The sequence below is a fragment of the Actinomadura kijaniata NBRC 14229 genome, assembly GCF_001552175.1.
GTDB lineage: Bacteria > Actinomycetota > Actinomycetes > Streptosporangiales > Streptosporangiaceae > Spirillospora > Spirillospora kijaniata.
Genome location: NZ_BCQR01000157.1, coordinates 1 through 14,990, shown reverse-complemented (window position 1 = coordinate 14,990; position 14,990 = coordinate 1). Strand labels below are relative to the sequence as shown.

Sequence of the window (14,990 nt, the reverse complement as noted above, 5' to 3'; positions counted from 1 at the left end):
CCGGACGCCAGAGCCCCGTACCGCTGCCGACCACAGGAGCCGTCCCACGCTCCAACACGGGACGGGGGCGGAGTCACGTGGCTGGAAAAGGATTGGACGGGGTGACGCTCGCACTTGTAGCTTGCGGGCGTCCGTGACACCGCCCGAGGAGGTGAGACCCATGAACGCTGTATCGACGTGGGTGCTCCGCCTTCCCGTCACGGTCGGGCGATTGACGTAGGTGTCGCCGGGAGCGCCTCACCCACAAGGCACTCCCGAAAGGCAACACCCATGCACTCTCCGCAGCCCGCCGCCGAGCCGTCGTCGAACGACACGGTCGAGCGCGACCTCACCACGGGCGACGTGCCCGCGGTTCTCGGGGCACCGGCCTCCGGCGCCGATCGCGCGCCCCTCACGTTCGATGTGATCATCGCCGGGTGCGGGCCGACCGGCGCGATGCTGGCCGCCGAACTGCGGCTGCACGACGTGCGGGTACTCGTTCTGGACAAGGAAACCGAGCCCAAGTCGTTCATCCGCGTCGTCGGCCTGCACATGCGCAGTCTCGAACTGCTGGCCATGCGCGGACTGCTGGACCGCGTTCTCGAACACGGAAGACGGCGTCCGGCCGCCGGGTTCTTCGCCGCCATCGACAAACCCGCGCCCAAGGGCCTGGACTCCGCGCACGCCTATCTGCTGGGCATCCCGCAGCCGATCATCGAGCGCCTGCTCGAGGAACACGCGGTCGGGCTGGGCGCGCAGGTCCGCCGCGGCTGCGCGGTGGCCGATTTCGAGCAGGACGACGAGGGAGTGACCGTCGAGCTGGCCGACGGGGAACGGCTGCGTGCGCGCTACCTCGTCGGCTGTGACGGCTCGCGCAGCACCGTGCGCAAGCTGCTCGGCGTCGGCTTCCCCGGCGAGCCCTCGCGGAACGACACGCTGATGGGCGAGATGGAAGTGGGCGTGCCGCAGGAGGAGATCGCCGCCAAGCTGACCGAAGCCGGCGGGACCTACCAGCGACTCTCGCTCAGGCCCTTCGGCAGAAGCTACAGCGTCATCGTCCCCGCCGCAGGAGTCAGCGACCGAACGGAACCGCCCACCCTCGATGACTTCAAACAACAGCTGCGCGCCATCACCGGAACCGATTTCGGCGTGCACTCCCCGCGCTGGCTGTCCCGCTTCGGGGACGCCACCCGGCTGGCCGAACGTTACCGGGTCGGGCGGGTGCTGTTGGCGGGGGACGCGGCGCACATCCATCCCCCCATCGGTGGGCAGGGCCTCAACCTGGGCGTCCAGGACGCGTTCAACCTCGGCTGGAAACTGGCCGCGCAGATCCGCGGCTGGGCGCCGCGAACACTGCTGGACACCTACCACGCCGAACGCCACCCGGTCGCCGAGGACGTGCTGGACAACACCCGCGCCCAGATGGAACTGCTGTCCACCGAACCGGGCCTGCGGGCCGTGCGCAGGCTGCTCACCGAGCTGATGGACTTCAACGAGGTGAACCGCCACCTGATCGAGAAGATCACCGCGATCGGCATCCGCTACGACTTCGGCGAGGGACCCGACCTGCTCGGCCGCCGCATGCGCGACATCGACGTCAAACAGGGCCGCCTCTACGACCTGCTGCGCCACGGCCGCGGCCTGCTGCTGGACCGCACCGAACGCCTGACCGTCGACGGCTGGTCAGACCGGGTCGACCACCTCGCGGATCCCACCGCGGCACTGGATGTTCCGTGCGTCCTGCTACGCCCCGACGGCCACATCGCCTGGATCGGCGACGATCAGCAGGACCTGGACGACCACCTCTCCCGCTGGTTCGGCGAGCCCGCCAGCTGATCTCGCCCGGCATGACCCGTGAGGTTCCGAACGGCCAGTAGCGGCTGACCATCGGAAGACCGGAGGCGACTGGTGCTCGGGCGCCAGGGTGGGCCTCCAAGCGGCAACCGAAAGACAGCGGATCGGCGCGGGGGGCCGTGTGTTCGTCGAACAACCGTTAGACGAACACACGGCCGCCCGTCTCGACAGGTGCGCCGGCGTCGGCGTACCCATGGGCTGGCCTCAGCACCGCGACCTGCGCGGACGCCCCTCTTCCGAAACCGTCTCAGACCAGCCAGCCGCGCCATCACGGCAGGCGGGTTGCGATGATCCGTCCCACCATCAGCGCCGAACGCTCATCGAGCATCCGGGGGAGTGGGTCGCGTTCCTGGCCGCGCGCCTCTCCGGACCGCTCAGCCCCGCGCCCCCCGGAACCACCGGATCCGTCGTGACCCCACGCCGCAGTCCTACCCAGGAGGCGAAGCCGGAAAGGTGATGACGACCTGCGAAGAGTGCGCACCCGAAGCCCAGCACCTACGGCCCCCACGGCTGACACCCTTCAAATAAGCGCGACTGAAGCTTTCGACAGCAAAGAATAAATGGATCTTTTCATTCAGAGCGGGGATGCTGGATGGATGTTTTCGCGCGTCCTCTCTCCCTCCATCCTTGCTCTGGCCGGCACTGTCGTGCTGTGGGCCTCGGCCTTCCCCGCCATCCGGGTCGGTATCGACGGTCTGGGGGTGGAGGCGCTGTCGTTCCTGCGGATCGCGATCGCGGCCGTGGCGCTGCTGCTGGTGGCGCCGTTGGCGAAGGTCCGCCTGCCCCGGCGCCGTGATCTGCCCATGATCGCCCTGTGCGGGGCCACCGGCGTCACCGCCTACCAGATCCTGCTCAACTGGGGCGAGGTGGAGGTGGCGGCCGGGACGGCGAGCCTGCTGATCGCGACCGCCCCCGTCTTCAGCGTGCTGCTGGGAAGCCTCTTCCTCAAGGAGCCGCTGAGCCGGAACATCATCCTCGGCAGCATCATCGCGATCGCCGGCGCGGCCATCGTCAGTCTGGCCGCGGGCGACGGCGGCTTCACCGTCTCCGCTCTCATCGTCCTGGCCGCCGCCATATTCCAGGGGGTGTACCACTTCGCCACCAAGCCCCTGCTGCGCCGCTACACCGGACTGGAAGTCGCCGCCTACGCGATGGTCGCAGGCACCATCTTCGCTCTTCCGCTGATCCCCGCCACCTGGCACGCGACCCTGCACGCACCGGCCGACGCGTTGGCCTGCGCGGTCTACCTCGGCCTGCTCCCGTCCGCGCTCGGCTTCGTCATCTGGGCTTATGCTGTCGCCCGCCTGCCGCTCGCAGCCTCCACGGCCGCCCTGTACCTGGTGCCGCCGGTGGCCCTGGTCATCTCCCTCATCTGGCTGGGCGAGGTACCCCACCTCATCGAGCTGGTGGGCGGAGCGGTCAGCGTCGCGGGAGTGATCCTGATCAACCGGCGCAGGCAGGCACAGCGCCCCTCCGCCCCCGAGGGCGGGGACGCGTCCAAGCCCATCTCTGGCCGACAAGCGGCCGACGACGCCATATCGACACGGTGAAAACGCCGACCGCCCGCCAGCCCCGCACCGAGCAAGGAGCCGTCCGTGCTTGACGTACGCCGTCTGCGCATCCTTCAGCACCTCGCCGCATACGGAACCGTCGCGGCCACCGCGGAGGCCCTGCACCTGACCCCACCGGCCGTCTCCCAGCACCTTGCCGCCCTGCAGAAGGAGGCCGGCATGCCCGTGGTGGAGAAGCAGGGACGCACACTGCGACTGACCGCGGCCGGGGAACTGCTGGTGGCCCACGCCGAGATCATCCTGGCGGAACTCGCGGCAGCCGAGTCCGGCCTGGCCGCCCTGCGAAGCGATCGGCACGGCATCGTGCGGATCACCGCCTTCCCCTCCGCGGCCCGCGCCCTCATCGCGCCCCTGTGGGATCGCCTCGCCGACACCGATGCCATCCCGGCCCTGTCGCTGCGACTGTCCGTTCAGGAACCCGACGAAGCCCTCGACGAACTGCGCAAGCGCTCAACCGACCTCGCCCTGGTCCACAGCTACACCGTGCTGCCGCGCAGCTTCCCCGCCACCTGCGAGCAAGCCGCCCTCATGGAGGAACCGGTACTGCTCGCCCTGCACCCCCACCAGGCCGACGCGCTGGGGCTGGCGGCCGGGCAGCCGGCGGACCTGTCCCGGACGGCGCATCTGCCGTGGCTGACCCCGGGGCCGGAAACCTCCTGCTACGAGATGATCCAACGTGCCTGCGGCGCGGCCGGTTTCGTCCCGGACATCAGGACCCGTAGCAGCGATTTCTCTGTGCTGACGGCCCTGGTGGCCGCAGGAGCGGGCGCCGCCCTCGTTCCCCGCATGGCACTGCCGGACGCCACCGCGTCCCTCAGCCTCCACCCGCTGGTCCATCCCATCTCCCGAACCATCTTCACCGTCAACCGTGCGGGAACCGGCAAACACCCCGACCTGCGGCGCATCCTGGAACTGCTCCATGACCCGGCCACGGCCCCCAACACCACCAACAGCGCACCACGCGACTGACCAGCGGTAACCGCCAGGACCAAGACCACACCTCACCCACCGGAGTAGGCGCCGACCGACCTCCACCCGAGCAACACCCCCTTGCCCAGCCGTGACGGCCAGGCACCCCGGTCCCGCTTGCCCTCACACCGGACACTCCGACATCCGCGTCGAGTGACGCTCAACCAGGGACTCCAGCCGCCGCTGGAAGCGCTCACCAAACACGGCATCGAGCGCGACGAGGCGTTCTCCGAAGAGATCGACACCCGCGTCCGCATGAGGCCGCAATTCAAGACCGCGCTCGCCAACCACCGCCTGGCGTCTGAGGTGTCACCCACCGTGAAAGGACTGGTTCAGCTCCGGGGGAAGGCGCACCCGAGGAGGCGGCTGCGAACAGACGCGTATGAGTGTCGCGCTGTCTCAGGGAACGGGCGGGGCCGGCCACCTCTGAATCAAGGTGAGCCGGGCGAATGCCGTGCCCTGGCTTGGCCAGGATTGGCCCGAAGCTCAGATCATGATGTTGTGCTGCTTTCCCGTTGGGAGCCCTTCGCCTGCACGGTGGAAACCCTGAGGAAACATCTGACGCCCTAGACCTGGTTCTCGAACTTTTCGGCGCCGGTAGATCCCTCGCAGGGCCTCCGCCCAGCGCTACCGGCGCGTCCGAAAGGAAGGGACTGCCAGTGATGGGTGTTACCGCTTCGCGTGTGGCCGGTTTGGCCGGTGCCGTGCTGGCCTTGGCGATCGCGCTGCCCGACGCCGCGACGGCCGCAGGCACCGTGGCCGAGAACGCCGGCCGGCCGAAGATCGCCGATGTGCAAAAGGCGCTGGAGGCGGTGGCCGCGACACCCGGTGTGGTGGGCGTCATCGGCGAGGTGTACTACGACGGCAAGCGCATCGGCAGGGGCTCGGCCGGCTCGCGCCTGCTCGGCGGCAAGGGCGGCAAGATCCCCTCCAACGCCCGCTACCGGATCGGCTCGCAGACCAAGCAGATGACCGCCACCATCGTGCTGCAGCTGGTCAAGGAGGGCAGGCTGCGCCTGGACGACAAGCTCAGCGACGTCCTGCCGCAGGTGGCCGAACGCGACCTGGTCGAGCGCGCGTCCGAGATCACCGTGCGCCACCTCATCGACCTGACCAGCGGCATCCCCGACTACCTCCCGGTCGACCCGCTCGACTTCACCACCCGCTACACCCCCACCCAGCTGCTGCAGATCTCCCGCGGCAGGCAGCGACCGGTCCAGATCGGGACGTGGAACTACTCCAACACCAACTACCTGCTGCTCGGAATGATCATCGAGAGGCTGACCGGCCGCGGCCTGGCCGCCGAGTTCGACCGGCGCCTGTTCACCCCGTTGAAGATGACCGACAGCTACCTGCCGACCAGGCCGCCGCAGGGCATCAAGGGCCCGCACGGGCACGGCTACTGGGCCGATGAGACCGGCACGCTGCGCGATGTCGACCGGCTCAACGCCAGCACCCTGCTCGGTGCCGGCGGCGTGATCTCCACCGCGCGCGACGTCAGCCGGTTCCAGCAGGCATTCCAGCAGGGCAGGCTCCTGCCCGCAGACCTGCGGAAGGTCATCACCGACCCGCTGCCCGGCCAGGCTCCACTGCCGCCTGGCGGACCCTGCGCCGGCAATCCCGAACTGCTCCCCGGGCGTGCGGGAGCCGCTCCCGGCTTCACCGCCACCACCTACACCTCCTCCGACGGCCGCCTGCAGTATGCCGTCTCCACCACCGTGGCCGGCCGGGACAAGGAGCGGCAGACGGCCATGCGGGCCGTGTCGGAATCCGTCAAGGTGGTGTTCTGCCCGACGAACTGATCAAAGTCCGTACCAAGCCCAGGTCTTCGGACCGGTCGCGGGCCTGGGACCCACAGGACGGCTCCGCATAGGGGCGAGCTAGCCCGAAGGCCACCGGGCGCCTTGCCGAACCGGAAGGCCGGCCCACGCCACTTTCTGATCCCCCTGATGCACCGTTCGGCCGCGTTGCCCTGCTCGGAGCAGCCCGACATCATGACCGACCGGTCGGCCACCGCAGAAACCGCGCTTGTGCGACGGGCCGCCCGGTCGGTTGTGTCTGCAATGACCGCCTCGACCCAGCGCCACCACAGACTGAGTGGGGGCAGACCAAGTAAGCCCGAAAGGGGCAATGGATCCTGGGCGGAGGGGCTGGTTTCGTCCGGGGTGGCGGCGCCGGGGTGGAAGGTTTGGGGGGATCAGACGGGCGGCAGGAGGAGCCGTCCTCTGGCACGAAGCCGAACCCTGGCCCCGCCTTGGCCAGCGCGGACCGCTCCACCCGAAGCGTCCCGCCACCGCCGGGGCCGCCCGCCAGGTTGACCCACAAAAGGCCGTCGCCCATGGGAGCCGGCATCTCAGTCTCAGCCGACGCCCCGGAGAGCCGTAGGATCCCGGGATGAGTGACGATGAGTGGAATCACATCATCCGTTCGGCGAAGCAGGGCGAGTCCGGCCCTTGGACGTGCCCTGAGTGCGACGAGTACGCCGTCGAGTTGGGTCAGCGGTTCGAGCAGGGCCAGGTGGTGGAGCACACACTGATGTGCCTCGCCTGCCAGGCAGAGGTCGTTGCACCTGCCTGAACTCGACCGTACAAGGAGACGGCGTCCCTGCCACGGGCCTCGAAAGGCGAGGTGCTGCGGCTTCACAGCTGCGGCGGCCCGGTGCGGCGCCGGGGTGACACGGAGACACCCTGCCCTCCCCGGGCACCGGCCGCCGAATTCCCGCAGGCGGTCTACACGGCCAAGGATCGTCGCCTCGCGCGGAACGGTGCCTCACCGACCCGTTGCACTATTCCGGCGTACTTGGGCTGCCCCCTGCCACACCCTTGCCAGGGTTCTGCCGCGCGTTCGGGCAAGACGTTCGTCACCGAAGCCAGGAGCGTCCCGTTCACCCCGAAGGAAAGCCTCGGCCGCGGCACCTTGGCCCGTCTTAGCTTGGTCTTTATCTACCGGCCTCGAACGGCATCTCAAGCTGAGCCGTCTATCTGAGGATTCGCCGGACATGGGAGCGGCCTTCGTCTGATCATGTGCTCCGACCAAGGTGCACTGACCAAGACGAAGGCCGTGAGGGTGGGTCTGCTGCTTGATGCTGTCCAGAGGGAAGCGTGCGCGCAAGCGTCACGCTTCCGGGGCGAGTTCTACGAGTGCCTGACCGCTCGGCGCGACGATTGTTCGAGCTGATGGACACGGTGCTTTATGCGGACGGGGCGGTGAGCTCCCCAGTGGATCTGACGCTGCTGCCCGAGCATCGTCGTGGGCACGGAGCGATGTACGGCGGTCTGAACCGCGGCCGGATCGACGTCGATCGGCTGCAGACGGTGCTGGCCGGGCTGCCGCTGCCTCGCTCGGACGCGCCGTGCTCGGCCGAGCGGCTGTCCTGCCACGTCCACGGCCGGGCGAAGACGGCCTCGCAGTTCATCCCGGGCTGGCCCTACTCCTTCGTCGCTGCGCTGGAGCCGGGCACCACATCCTGGACCGCGATCCTGGACGGGGTCCGGCTCGGCCCGGCCGACGACGCGACCGCGGTCACCGCCGCCCAGTTGCGGGGTGTCGTGGAGCGGCTGGTGGCCGCAGGGCAGTGGCAGGCCGGGAATCCGCATATCGTGATCGTCAGTGACGCCGGGTATGACGTCACCCGCCTGGAGTGGGTCCCGCGTGACCTACCCGTCGAGCTGGTCGGCAGGGTCCGGTCCGACCGCGTCATGCGGCTACCGAAGCCGCCCCGCCAGCAGGGAACCAACGGCCGGCCTCCCAAACACGGCCCGGAGTTCCGCTTCACCAAAACGGAGACCTGGCCCGAACCCGCGATCACCACGGTCACCGACACCACCAACTACGGCAAGGCCGAAACGCAGGCATGGGACCGGGTTCTTTCTCGGCTTCCCACCGTTTTTCATGGCTGGACCACGACGGCGAACTGCTCTTGGTCGAGGGCACGTTGATACGGCTGAAGGTCGAGCACCTGTCGAAGGGCCGGGATGCTCCGCCGGTGTGGCTGTGGTCCTCCAAGACCGGCGCCACCGCGGACGATGTGGACCGTTTCTGGCAGGCGTTTCTCCGCCGTTTCGACCTGGAACACACCTTCCGCTTCGCCAAGCAGACCCTCGGCTGGACCACCCCGAGACTCCGCGCTCCCGAGGCGGCGGACCGCTGGACCTGGATCCTGATCGTCGCTCACACCCAACTCCGACTCGCGCGACCGCTCGCCACCGACCTCCGTCGGCCTTGGGAGAAACCCACCGCCTCGGGCCGACTCACCCCGGCACGAGTCCGCGTGGTCTTGGCCGTGGCCGTACTCGACGTCGGCGGACGTGGCCGGGGCTCGGTACGTGCGGGACGGCTCGCTCCGCGGCTGGCGGCCGCCGCCATGCCGCCGAGCGCGGGCCACTTGCGGTTGCGGCGCGGGACGTTGCCGGGCGGGGTGTCGCTCACGCACCGCATCCGGCGCGAGTGGGCGCGTCGAGGAGCTGGAGGGTCAGCGCATCGATCTCGGCGAAGGCGTCGGCGGCCTCCACGGGGTTGCTGTGGGACTGGGTGAAGATCTCCAGTCGGCGGATGTGGGTGTTCGGCAGCCGGTGCCCCGGGCGGGTCAGCTCCTCGATCGCCTCGCCGGTGGAGGCGGCCCCGGCGACCTTGCGGTTGAGCAGCACGCAGATCGGCAGCGGCCCGGTGCGCAACGGCTCTACGTCCTCGATGACCGCCAGCCCCGGCGCCATCCGGTCCACCTCGGCGATGGTCGGCGCGACCGGGATCACCGCCAGGTCGGCCGCGCGCAGCGCCGAGATCGCGATGCCCTGGCGGTCCTCGATCGGCGGCGAGTCGATGACGGTCAGGTCGAAGTCGCCCGCCAGGCGCGGCAGTAGCTTGTGCAGGTCCCGGCTGGGAGCCGACATCGCCTCGAACGGGAACCCCACCCGCGAGGGCCAGCGCTCGGTCGAGCCCGTGCCGTCGAACGCCTCGGCGGCGTACTTGAACTTGGCGCCACCGGGGTCGGCGTCGATCAGCAGCACCTCGCGGCCCGCCTCATGCACGGCGTACGCCTGCCACACCGCCGAGATGGCCTTGGCCCCGAACTCCTGTAGCTACGGCGAGCCGCCACTCGGTCTGGCGAAGACCTGAACGCTGGTAGTTCCGGTGGGCGGTGGCTTGACGGGGCTACGGGATAGGAGTCGCTAATCGGTAGTTCACAATCCACATCACCCCCGTGCGCGCCGAGTGGCGGCTCGCCGTAGCGTTAGGGATTCGGGGCCGATACGTGAGGGGCCGCGAGGTGTGGAACCTGCAACGGCCCCTTGCGTTGTTTGGATCAGCAGACCTTGGAGCCGGAGTAGCTGGTCCTTTGCTGGCCGTTCCAGTTCGTGTTGACCATGGCCCGGTAGGACTTGCCGTTGATGCATGGGCGCGGGCTGACGACGCTGGTTGCGGTGTTGTTGCCCGTCACGCGGGGACCCGTGGCCACGGTGGTCCAGGAGCCGACGTCCAGCAGTTGCTGGATGAAGGTCTGCACCGCCACCGAGTCGTTGCCCGAGGTGTGATCGGTGATCGTGCCCTGGGCTCTGACGTAGTTGGCCGCACTGTCGGTGGCGATGCCCGGGACGACCGTGTAGTCGGCCGCCGGGGCCGCGTCGGCTGAGGCGGCGGACGCCGTGACGAAGAGTCCTCCACCGGCCATCGCCGTGGCCAGCGTCCCCACCACAACGGCGCGCTTGGAGTGTCCAGACATGCTGATCCGCATATCGCTTCTCCGTTCCCTTGTCGGCACGCCCGCCAGGCGTGCCTGGAAATAGCGAGTGCATCACCCACGTGCTTCAGATCTGCTTCAGATCGCTGTCGCGCATAGCCAGCACCCACGCGCCCTGCTCCAGGTTTGAGGGCGGTGAAGCAGGTGCACCAGCGCATCGGGGCTGTAGGAGGTGATTCCGTTGTCGGGGCCGGTGGTGGCGCTCCAGGCGATCGAGATCAGCCCGCTCGGCCACCAGAAGGGGCCGGGCACGTCGTCCAGGCGCACCACGGCCGGGTGGTGGCCGGGCAGGAGGACCACGTCGCGGTCCCACCAGGCGCACTGATACAGGCGGTCCACCAAGTGCTTGGCCGCGCGGGAAGAGATCCGCATCCGGTCCTGCAAGAACGTCGTCGACGCCTCCTGCTCGGCCACCACCAGCCGGACGGCCGCCACCAGACCAGCAGGCAGATCGGCAGACCAATCAGCAGGGCTGACTGGCGCGACGGCAGGTGCGAGCTCGGACGCGCTGACGGGAACGGGCAGCGGCATCACTTCGCCCTGCGACTCCGACGGCTCGGCGGCGTCTGCGCCTACCGGCTCCTGAGCCTGGGGAACCCCAGATCATCGCCGATCCTGCGGCGAACGGCTCCGACGCTGGGGTTTCTCCACCCGCTCGTTTTCCTGCGTGGAGGCGGCTTGGTCATGGTCGCGCAGCATCCTCATCACGGCCGCCAGGGAGGGGTGTTTGCCCTTTTGGTGCCGGTGGTGATGACCAGGCGGGCGGCGATCTCGCGCAGGCTCATGCCCTGGTCGCGCAGGTGCAGGGCCATCGACAGCATGTGCTCGTCGACGACGCTGGCGCCGCCTCGTGGCCTTCCAGGGTGTGGTCGCGGATGTATTTGCGTTCCATCCCCGACAAGGCGGCCAGCACAGTGAACACGATCCCGCCCGGGCGGAACCCATGGGCACAAAGGGCATCGGAGCGTTGGGGTGTCCAGGTGTCGGCTGTCGGGGATCAGCAGTGGTCAGGACGCGGCGGAGCGTCGCAGCGCGGCCGGTTCCACGCCCAGTGCCGCCAGCAGCCGGACGCTGCGGTTGTCCGGCTCGCTGAGCAACCGCTCTAGCAGGTCTGAGGTACCGCCGGTCATCGTGTCCTTGAGCAGTTCGCGCGGCGGTACCGTGTCCTGCCCCAGGTCGGTACTGGCCATCACCGCACGCACCGCTTGGTGGTCCACTCCGGCCTGGACCAGGGTCTGGCCCCCGTCGTAGTCGGCCTCGGCCCCCTTGATCAGATGCGGATAGGCCTGCGCGACCGCGTAGGTGCGCAGCATGCCCAACAGGACATCGTCGGTACGGACCTTGCCGCCATGCTGCTGGGCAACTTCCCCGGCCTCCAGGCGCGCCCACAGCACCGGGTGGGCGGCGGCGTTGATCGGCATCGCCCTGACCAGCAGCGTCGTCCAGAACTGTCCCAGCTCACGGGGCTTGTAGCGGCGGCGGCCCACCAGGGCGTCGCGGGTGGAGCGCAACTCCGGCGGGACGGCGTCCTCCATCGCGGGGACCTGTCCCGATCGCACGGCGTGCTGCAGTGCGACGACGTCCACCCCGCATTGGTGCAAGTAGTGCACCGCCCCGCATGACGGGTCGTCCAGGATGGCCACCAGCAGATCGGTCGGTGAGCGCTCGGCGCCCGAGCTGGTCACCGACGGTTGCTCCTGGCACCGGACCAGCGCAGCCGCCCCGGCCGTGCTGAGCGTGAGCGAGCGGTCCTGCTTCCCGGCCACCAGGACCTCGACCGTTCCAGATTCCTGCTCCATCTCCCCGACGCCCCGGTGGATCACGTGCGTCGTCAGGTCGTAGGGGGCCAGGAACTGCTGAACACGTTCGTCCCTGCTGAGGCAGGCCAGCAGGATGTGGGTGCTGGCATGACGCATTGCGTAGATCGGGCCGAAGACAGAGAGCAGAGCCTGGTCAGCGCAGAAAACTGAGGTCATGCGGAAGATCATGGCCAAGAGCGCGGAAACGCCGCATCATCCCATGGTCGAAAGCGGTACGCCGAAAGGAGGTATCGCCCTTGGGGAAGGTCGGTACAGAAATGAGTGGTAGAGCGTGTGACCTGCGGCTATGCCACCTCGCGGACCGGACGGAGTCAGAGAACGGCCTCCCGGTCCTCCTCAAGGGCTGGGTCGACCGGGTGTGGAACCACGGCTTCGCCTACGGCATGAGTACCTTCCGCGTCCCGCCTCACCGGAAAACGCGTGCTGTGGCTGGGGCCGACGGGTGCCCGGGAGAGCGCCTTCACCCGCAGCGGCGTCGGCGAGCTGCTCGTGACCGCTGGCATCCCACTACTCGGGCGTTGAGGACGCGACGGCGCACGTGGTCTACGACACGATCGACAACGGAGTCACCGCTCGGGAGACAGCCGATGCCGTTCTGGCCGACTCGGCCCTCCGCTCCCGAACGTGTCTCCAGCCGCTAGGTAGAGGAGGTTCGAACTGAGCTCCAGGACGTGTCCGATGCATCTTCGTTCTTCTGCGGAGGTCCAGGCATGCCGCTCGCTATGGACAAGCTCTGCCAGACAAACCCCTTGGGCGAGCCGAGGAATCGGCCCTTCAGGGTTGCGGAGGTCTGCGGTTCCCTGTCGGAGCGGGATCCGAGGCCGGGTGCCGCCGTCTCAGTGCGTCTCCTCCCTCATGGTGCGGGTCATCTGGTATGTCTGGCAGGACGATCCGCGGCTCCCTCATGGCGCGCAGCCGCTTATCGCCCCTGCGTCGATGCGCTGACTTGCGGAAACATGGCCATGTGAATTGCCCCTGTGCGGACTGGTCCTCTCAAGGGGATCCGGCTACCCGGCGAGTGTCTGGGTGCCGAGCACGGTGAGCAGTGCGAGGCGTTCGGCGTCTGCGGTGCCGGGCTCGGCCGTGTAGATCATGATGCGCAGGTCGCTGCCGGACACGGTGAGGACGTCGCAGTCCAGCGTCAGGGCGCCTGCGTGCGGGTGATCGATGGTCTTGCGCGCGGCCTCGTGGCGGCCGACGGTCCCGGAGTCCCACAGTTCGGCGAACCGGTCGCTGCCTGCGCGCAGTTCCGCGACCAGGTGCCGTAGCCGCTGGTCGGCCGGGTAGCGAGCGGCGGCCGCGCGCAGGTCGGCGACCAAGGCGGTCTCCAAGGCTCGCCGGGACTCCGGTGTGTGCCGGACCCGGGTGGACGGACCGAGAAAGTGCCGCCATACGGCGTTGCGCTGGTTGCCGCGCCATCCGGACGGGTCGCCCATCAATGCCGTGTACGGGGGGTTGGCCATCAGCAGTGTCCAGGACGCGTCGTAGACGGCGACGGGTGTCCCGGTCATTCGGTCCAGCAGCCGCTGAACGCTCGGGGTGATGTATGCGGGGACAGCCTGCGGGCCCGGCGGCGCCAGCCCGGCCAGGCCGAACAGGTGGGCGCGCTCGGCCGGCGACAGCCGCAACGCCCTGGCCAGGGCATCGACGACCTGCGAGGACGGGTGGGAGGCGCGGCCCTGTTCCAGGCGGGTGAGGTAGTCGACGGAGATCCCGGCCAGCAGAGCCAGCTCCTCACGGCGCAGTCCGGCCGCGCGCCGGTACCCACCGACCGGCAACCCGACGACCTCGGGCGAGACGCGATCGCGCCAGCGGCGCACCGCCCGTCCGAACTCCGCCATGTCCGCCATTGTGCACCGCCCGCCAACGGGCCTGCCTGGTACCGACAGTCCCAGGAAGACGAGACGGCTGGCTGGCCGCCCCGCCCGACCGGATCGTGGAGGCATGACGACAACACTGATCACCGAGGGCGAACAAGGGGCTGGGCTTCCACACCGCCCACAGGCTCATCGCGGCAGGTCACACCGTCTACGTTGGCAGCCGGGACGCGGAGCGCGGGCGCCGGGCCGCCGCGAGGCTGGGGGCGCGGATGGTCCTTCTCGACGTCACCGATGACGCCTCCGTCGCGGCCGCAGCGAAAACCATCGAGGCCGACGGCGGCCTGGACGTGCTGGTCAACAACGCCGGCGTCGAAGGCCGCCTCGAAGGAAACCGGGTCGCCGGTGCCGCGGAGACGACCGCCGATATGATGCGGCAGCTGTTCGAGACCAACGTCTTCGGCCTGGTGCGCGTCACCCATGCGTTCCTGCCGCTGCTACAGCACTCCGCCGCTCCGGTCGTGGTCAACGTCAGCAGCGGGCTGGCCTCGCTGACCCACATCACCGCCCCGGGCACGCCCACGTACGCCTATCCCGGCGTCGCCTACCCGGCGTCCAAGGCCGCAGTCAACATCATCACCGTGCAGTACGCCAAGGCATTTCCGAACATGCGGATCAACGCGGTCGAGCCCGGCCACACCGCAACCGACCTGAACGGCCACACCGGCACACAGACCGTCGAGGAAGGTGCCGAGATCATCGTCCGTATGGCGCAGGTCGGCCCCGATGGCCCCACCGGAGGCTACTTCGACGCCGAAGGCCCGCTCCCTTGGTAACAGCAGGGGCACCAGGACAGGACCGACCTGTCGGTAACCAACGTAGAGCCACCGAACCGTTACCTGATCTGCGTCCGCCCCGCCACCTGGCGACCGGGAGTGCGTTCGGGAGTAGAGGGACGACTTTGTCGCGGCGCCGATGTCAGCGGTCCGGCGGCCAGCCTGGCATATCTGTCCCTCGCGCCCGCCATGCGCGAGGGAGTGTTTCACAGGTGGTCACCTATGAAACAACTTCCTTCCGTGCCGCCGTCAGCCGTCGTGGTGGCGGCCGTGGCGCGAGCGCCAGGTGTGGGCGCACCATGCGATCGCGGCGGCGACGAGCCCGCTGCCCACTCCGATCGCCACAGCGATCCCGCTGCTGAAGGAGCGCAGGATGAGCTCCTGCCAGCCCGCGGGGAGGCTGCCGG

General features: G+C 69.1%; 12 protein-coding genes. 7 read left to right on the top strand and 5 right to left on the bottom strand.

The annotated features are described in order from the left end of the window. Positions 1-435 precede the first annotated feature (435 nt). The 6 genes from AKI01S_RS37660 to AKI01S_RS37635 all read left to right on the top strand — a co-directional run bounded on the left by AKI01S_RS37660 (position 436) and on the right by AKI01S_RS37635 (position 8,311). Entirely contained in the window at positions 436-1,815 is a 1,380-nt protein-coding gene (locus AKI01S_RS37660) for an FAD-dependent monooxygenase (RefSeq protein ID WP_245681939.1), read from the top strand. A 614-nt stretch (positions 1,816-2,429) separates the two neighbouring features. Continuing rightward, positions 2,430-3,383 (top strand): DMT family transporter, encoded by a 954-nt coding sequence (locus AKI01S_RS37655; RefSeq protein ID WP_067829239.1) that lies wholly within the window; start codon positions 2,430-2,432, stop codon positions 3,381-3,383. A gap of 45 nt (positions 3,384-3,428) precedes the next feature. Next, positions 3,429-4,373, top strand: a complete 945-nt coding sequence (locus AKI01S_RS37650) for a LysR family transcriptional regulator (protein WP_067829206.1) — start codon at positions 3,429-3,431, stop codon at positions 4,371-4,373. A gap of 683 nt (positions 4,374-5,056) precedes the next feature. Then, complete coding sequence (locus AKI01S_RS37645) at positions 5,057-6,175, top strand: serine hydrolase domain-containing protein (RefSeq protein WP_067829202.1); 1,119 nt, start codon at positions 5,057-5,059, stop codon at positions 6,173-6,175. Positions 6,176-6,767: 592 nt separating this feature from the next. Further along, positions 6,768-6,950 (top strand): hypothetical protein, encoded by a 183-nt coding sequence (locus AKI01S_RS37640; RefSeq protein ID WP_067829199.1) that lies wholly within the window; start codon positions 6,768-6,770, stop codon positions 6,948-6,950. A gap of 599 nt (positions 6,951-7,549) precedes the next feature. Beyond that, on the top strand, positions 7,550-8,311 hold the full coding sequence (locus AKI01S_RS37635) for a transposase (RefSeq protein WP_218009975.1): 762 nt from the start codon (positions 7,550-7,552) through the stop codon (positions 8,309-8,311). A gap of 486 nt (positions 8,312-8,797) precedes the next feature. Here AKI01S_RS37635 and AKI01S_RS37630 read toward each other — a convergent pair whose 3' ends face one another. From AKI01S_RS37630 to AKI01S_RS37610, 5 genes are all read right to left on the bottom strand, one after another. Continuing rightward, a complete protein-coding gene (locus tag AKI01S_RS37630; protein ID WP_157420452.1) occupies positions 8,798-9,400 on the bottom strand; it encodes a ParA family partition ATPase in 603 nt (200 codons plus the stop codon). A 275-nt stretch (positions 9,401-9,675) separates the two neighbouring features. Next, positions 9,676-10,104 carry a hypothetical protein gene (locus AKI01S_RS37625; protein WP_157420451.1) on the bottom strand — a complete coding sequence of 143 codons (429 nt, stop codon included), beginning with the start codon at positions 10,102-10,104 and terminating at the stop codon, positions 9,676-9,678. Between the two features lie 84 nt (positions 10,105-10,188). Beyond that, entirely contained in the window at positions 10,189-10,641 is a 453-nt protein-coding gene (locus AKI01S_RS37620; protein WP_157420450.1) for a hypothetical protein, read from the bottom strand. 476 nt (positions 10,642-11,117) lie between these two features. Beyond that, positions 11,118-12,026, bottom strand: coding sequence for a Clp protease N-terminal domain-containing protein (locus AKI01S_RS37615; RefSeq protein ID WP_169814084.1), 909 nt, complete (start codon positions 12,024-12,026; stop codon positions 11,118-11,120). A 911-nt stretch (positions 12,027-12,937) separates the two neighbouring features. Beyond that, positions 12,938-13,771: a helix-turn-helix transcriptional regulator gene (locus AKI01S_RS37610; protein ID WP_157420448.1), complete on the bottom strand. Its 834-nt coding sequence runs from the start codon at positions 13,769-13,771 to the stop codon at positions 12,938-12,940. A 140-nt stretch (positions 13,772-13,911) separates the two neighbouring features. Between AKI01S_RS37610 and AKI01S_RS37605 the strand changes: the two genes are divergently transcribed. Continuing rightward, positions 13,912-14,583: an SDR family NAD(P)-dependent oxidoreductase gene (locus tag AKI01S_RS37605; RefSeq protein ID WP_245681938.1), complete on the top strand. Its 672-nt coding sequence runs from the start codon at positions 13,912-13,914 to the stop codon at positions 14,581-14,583. Positions 14,584-14,990: the final 407 nt, after the last annotated feature.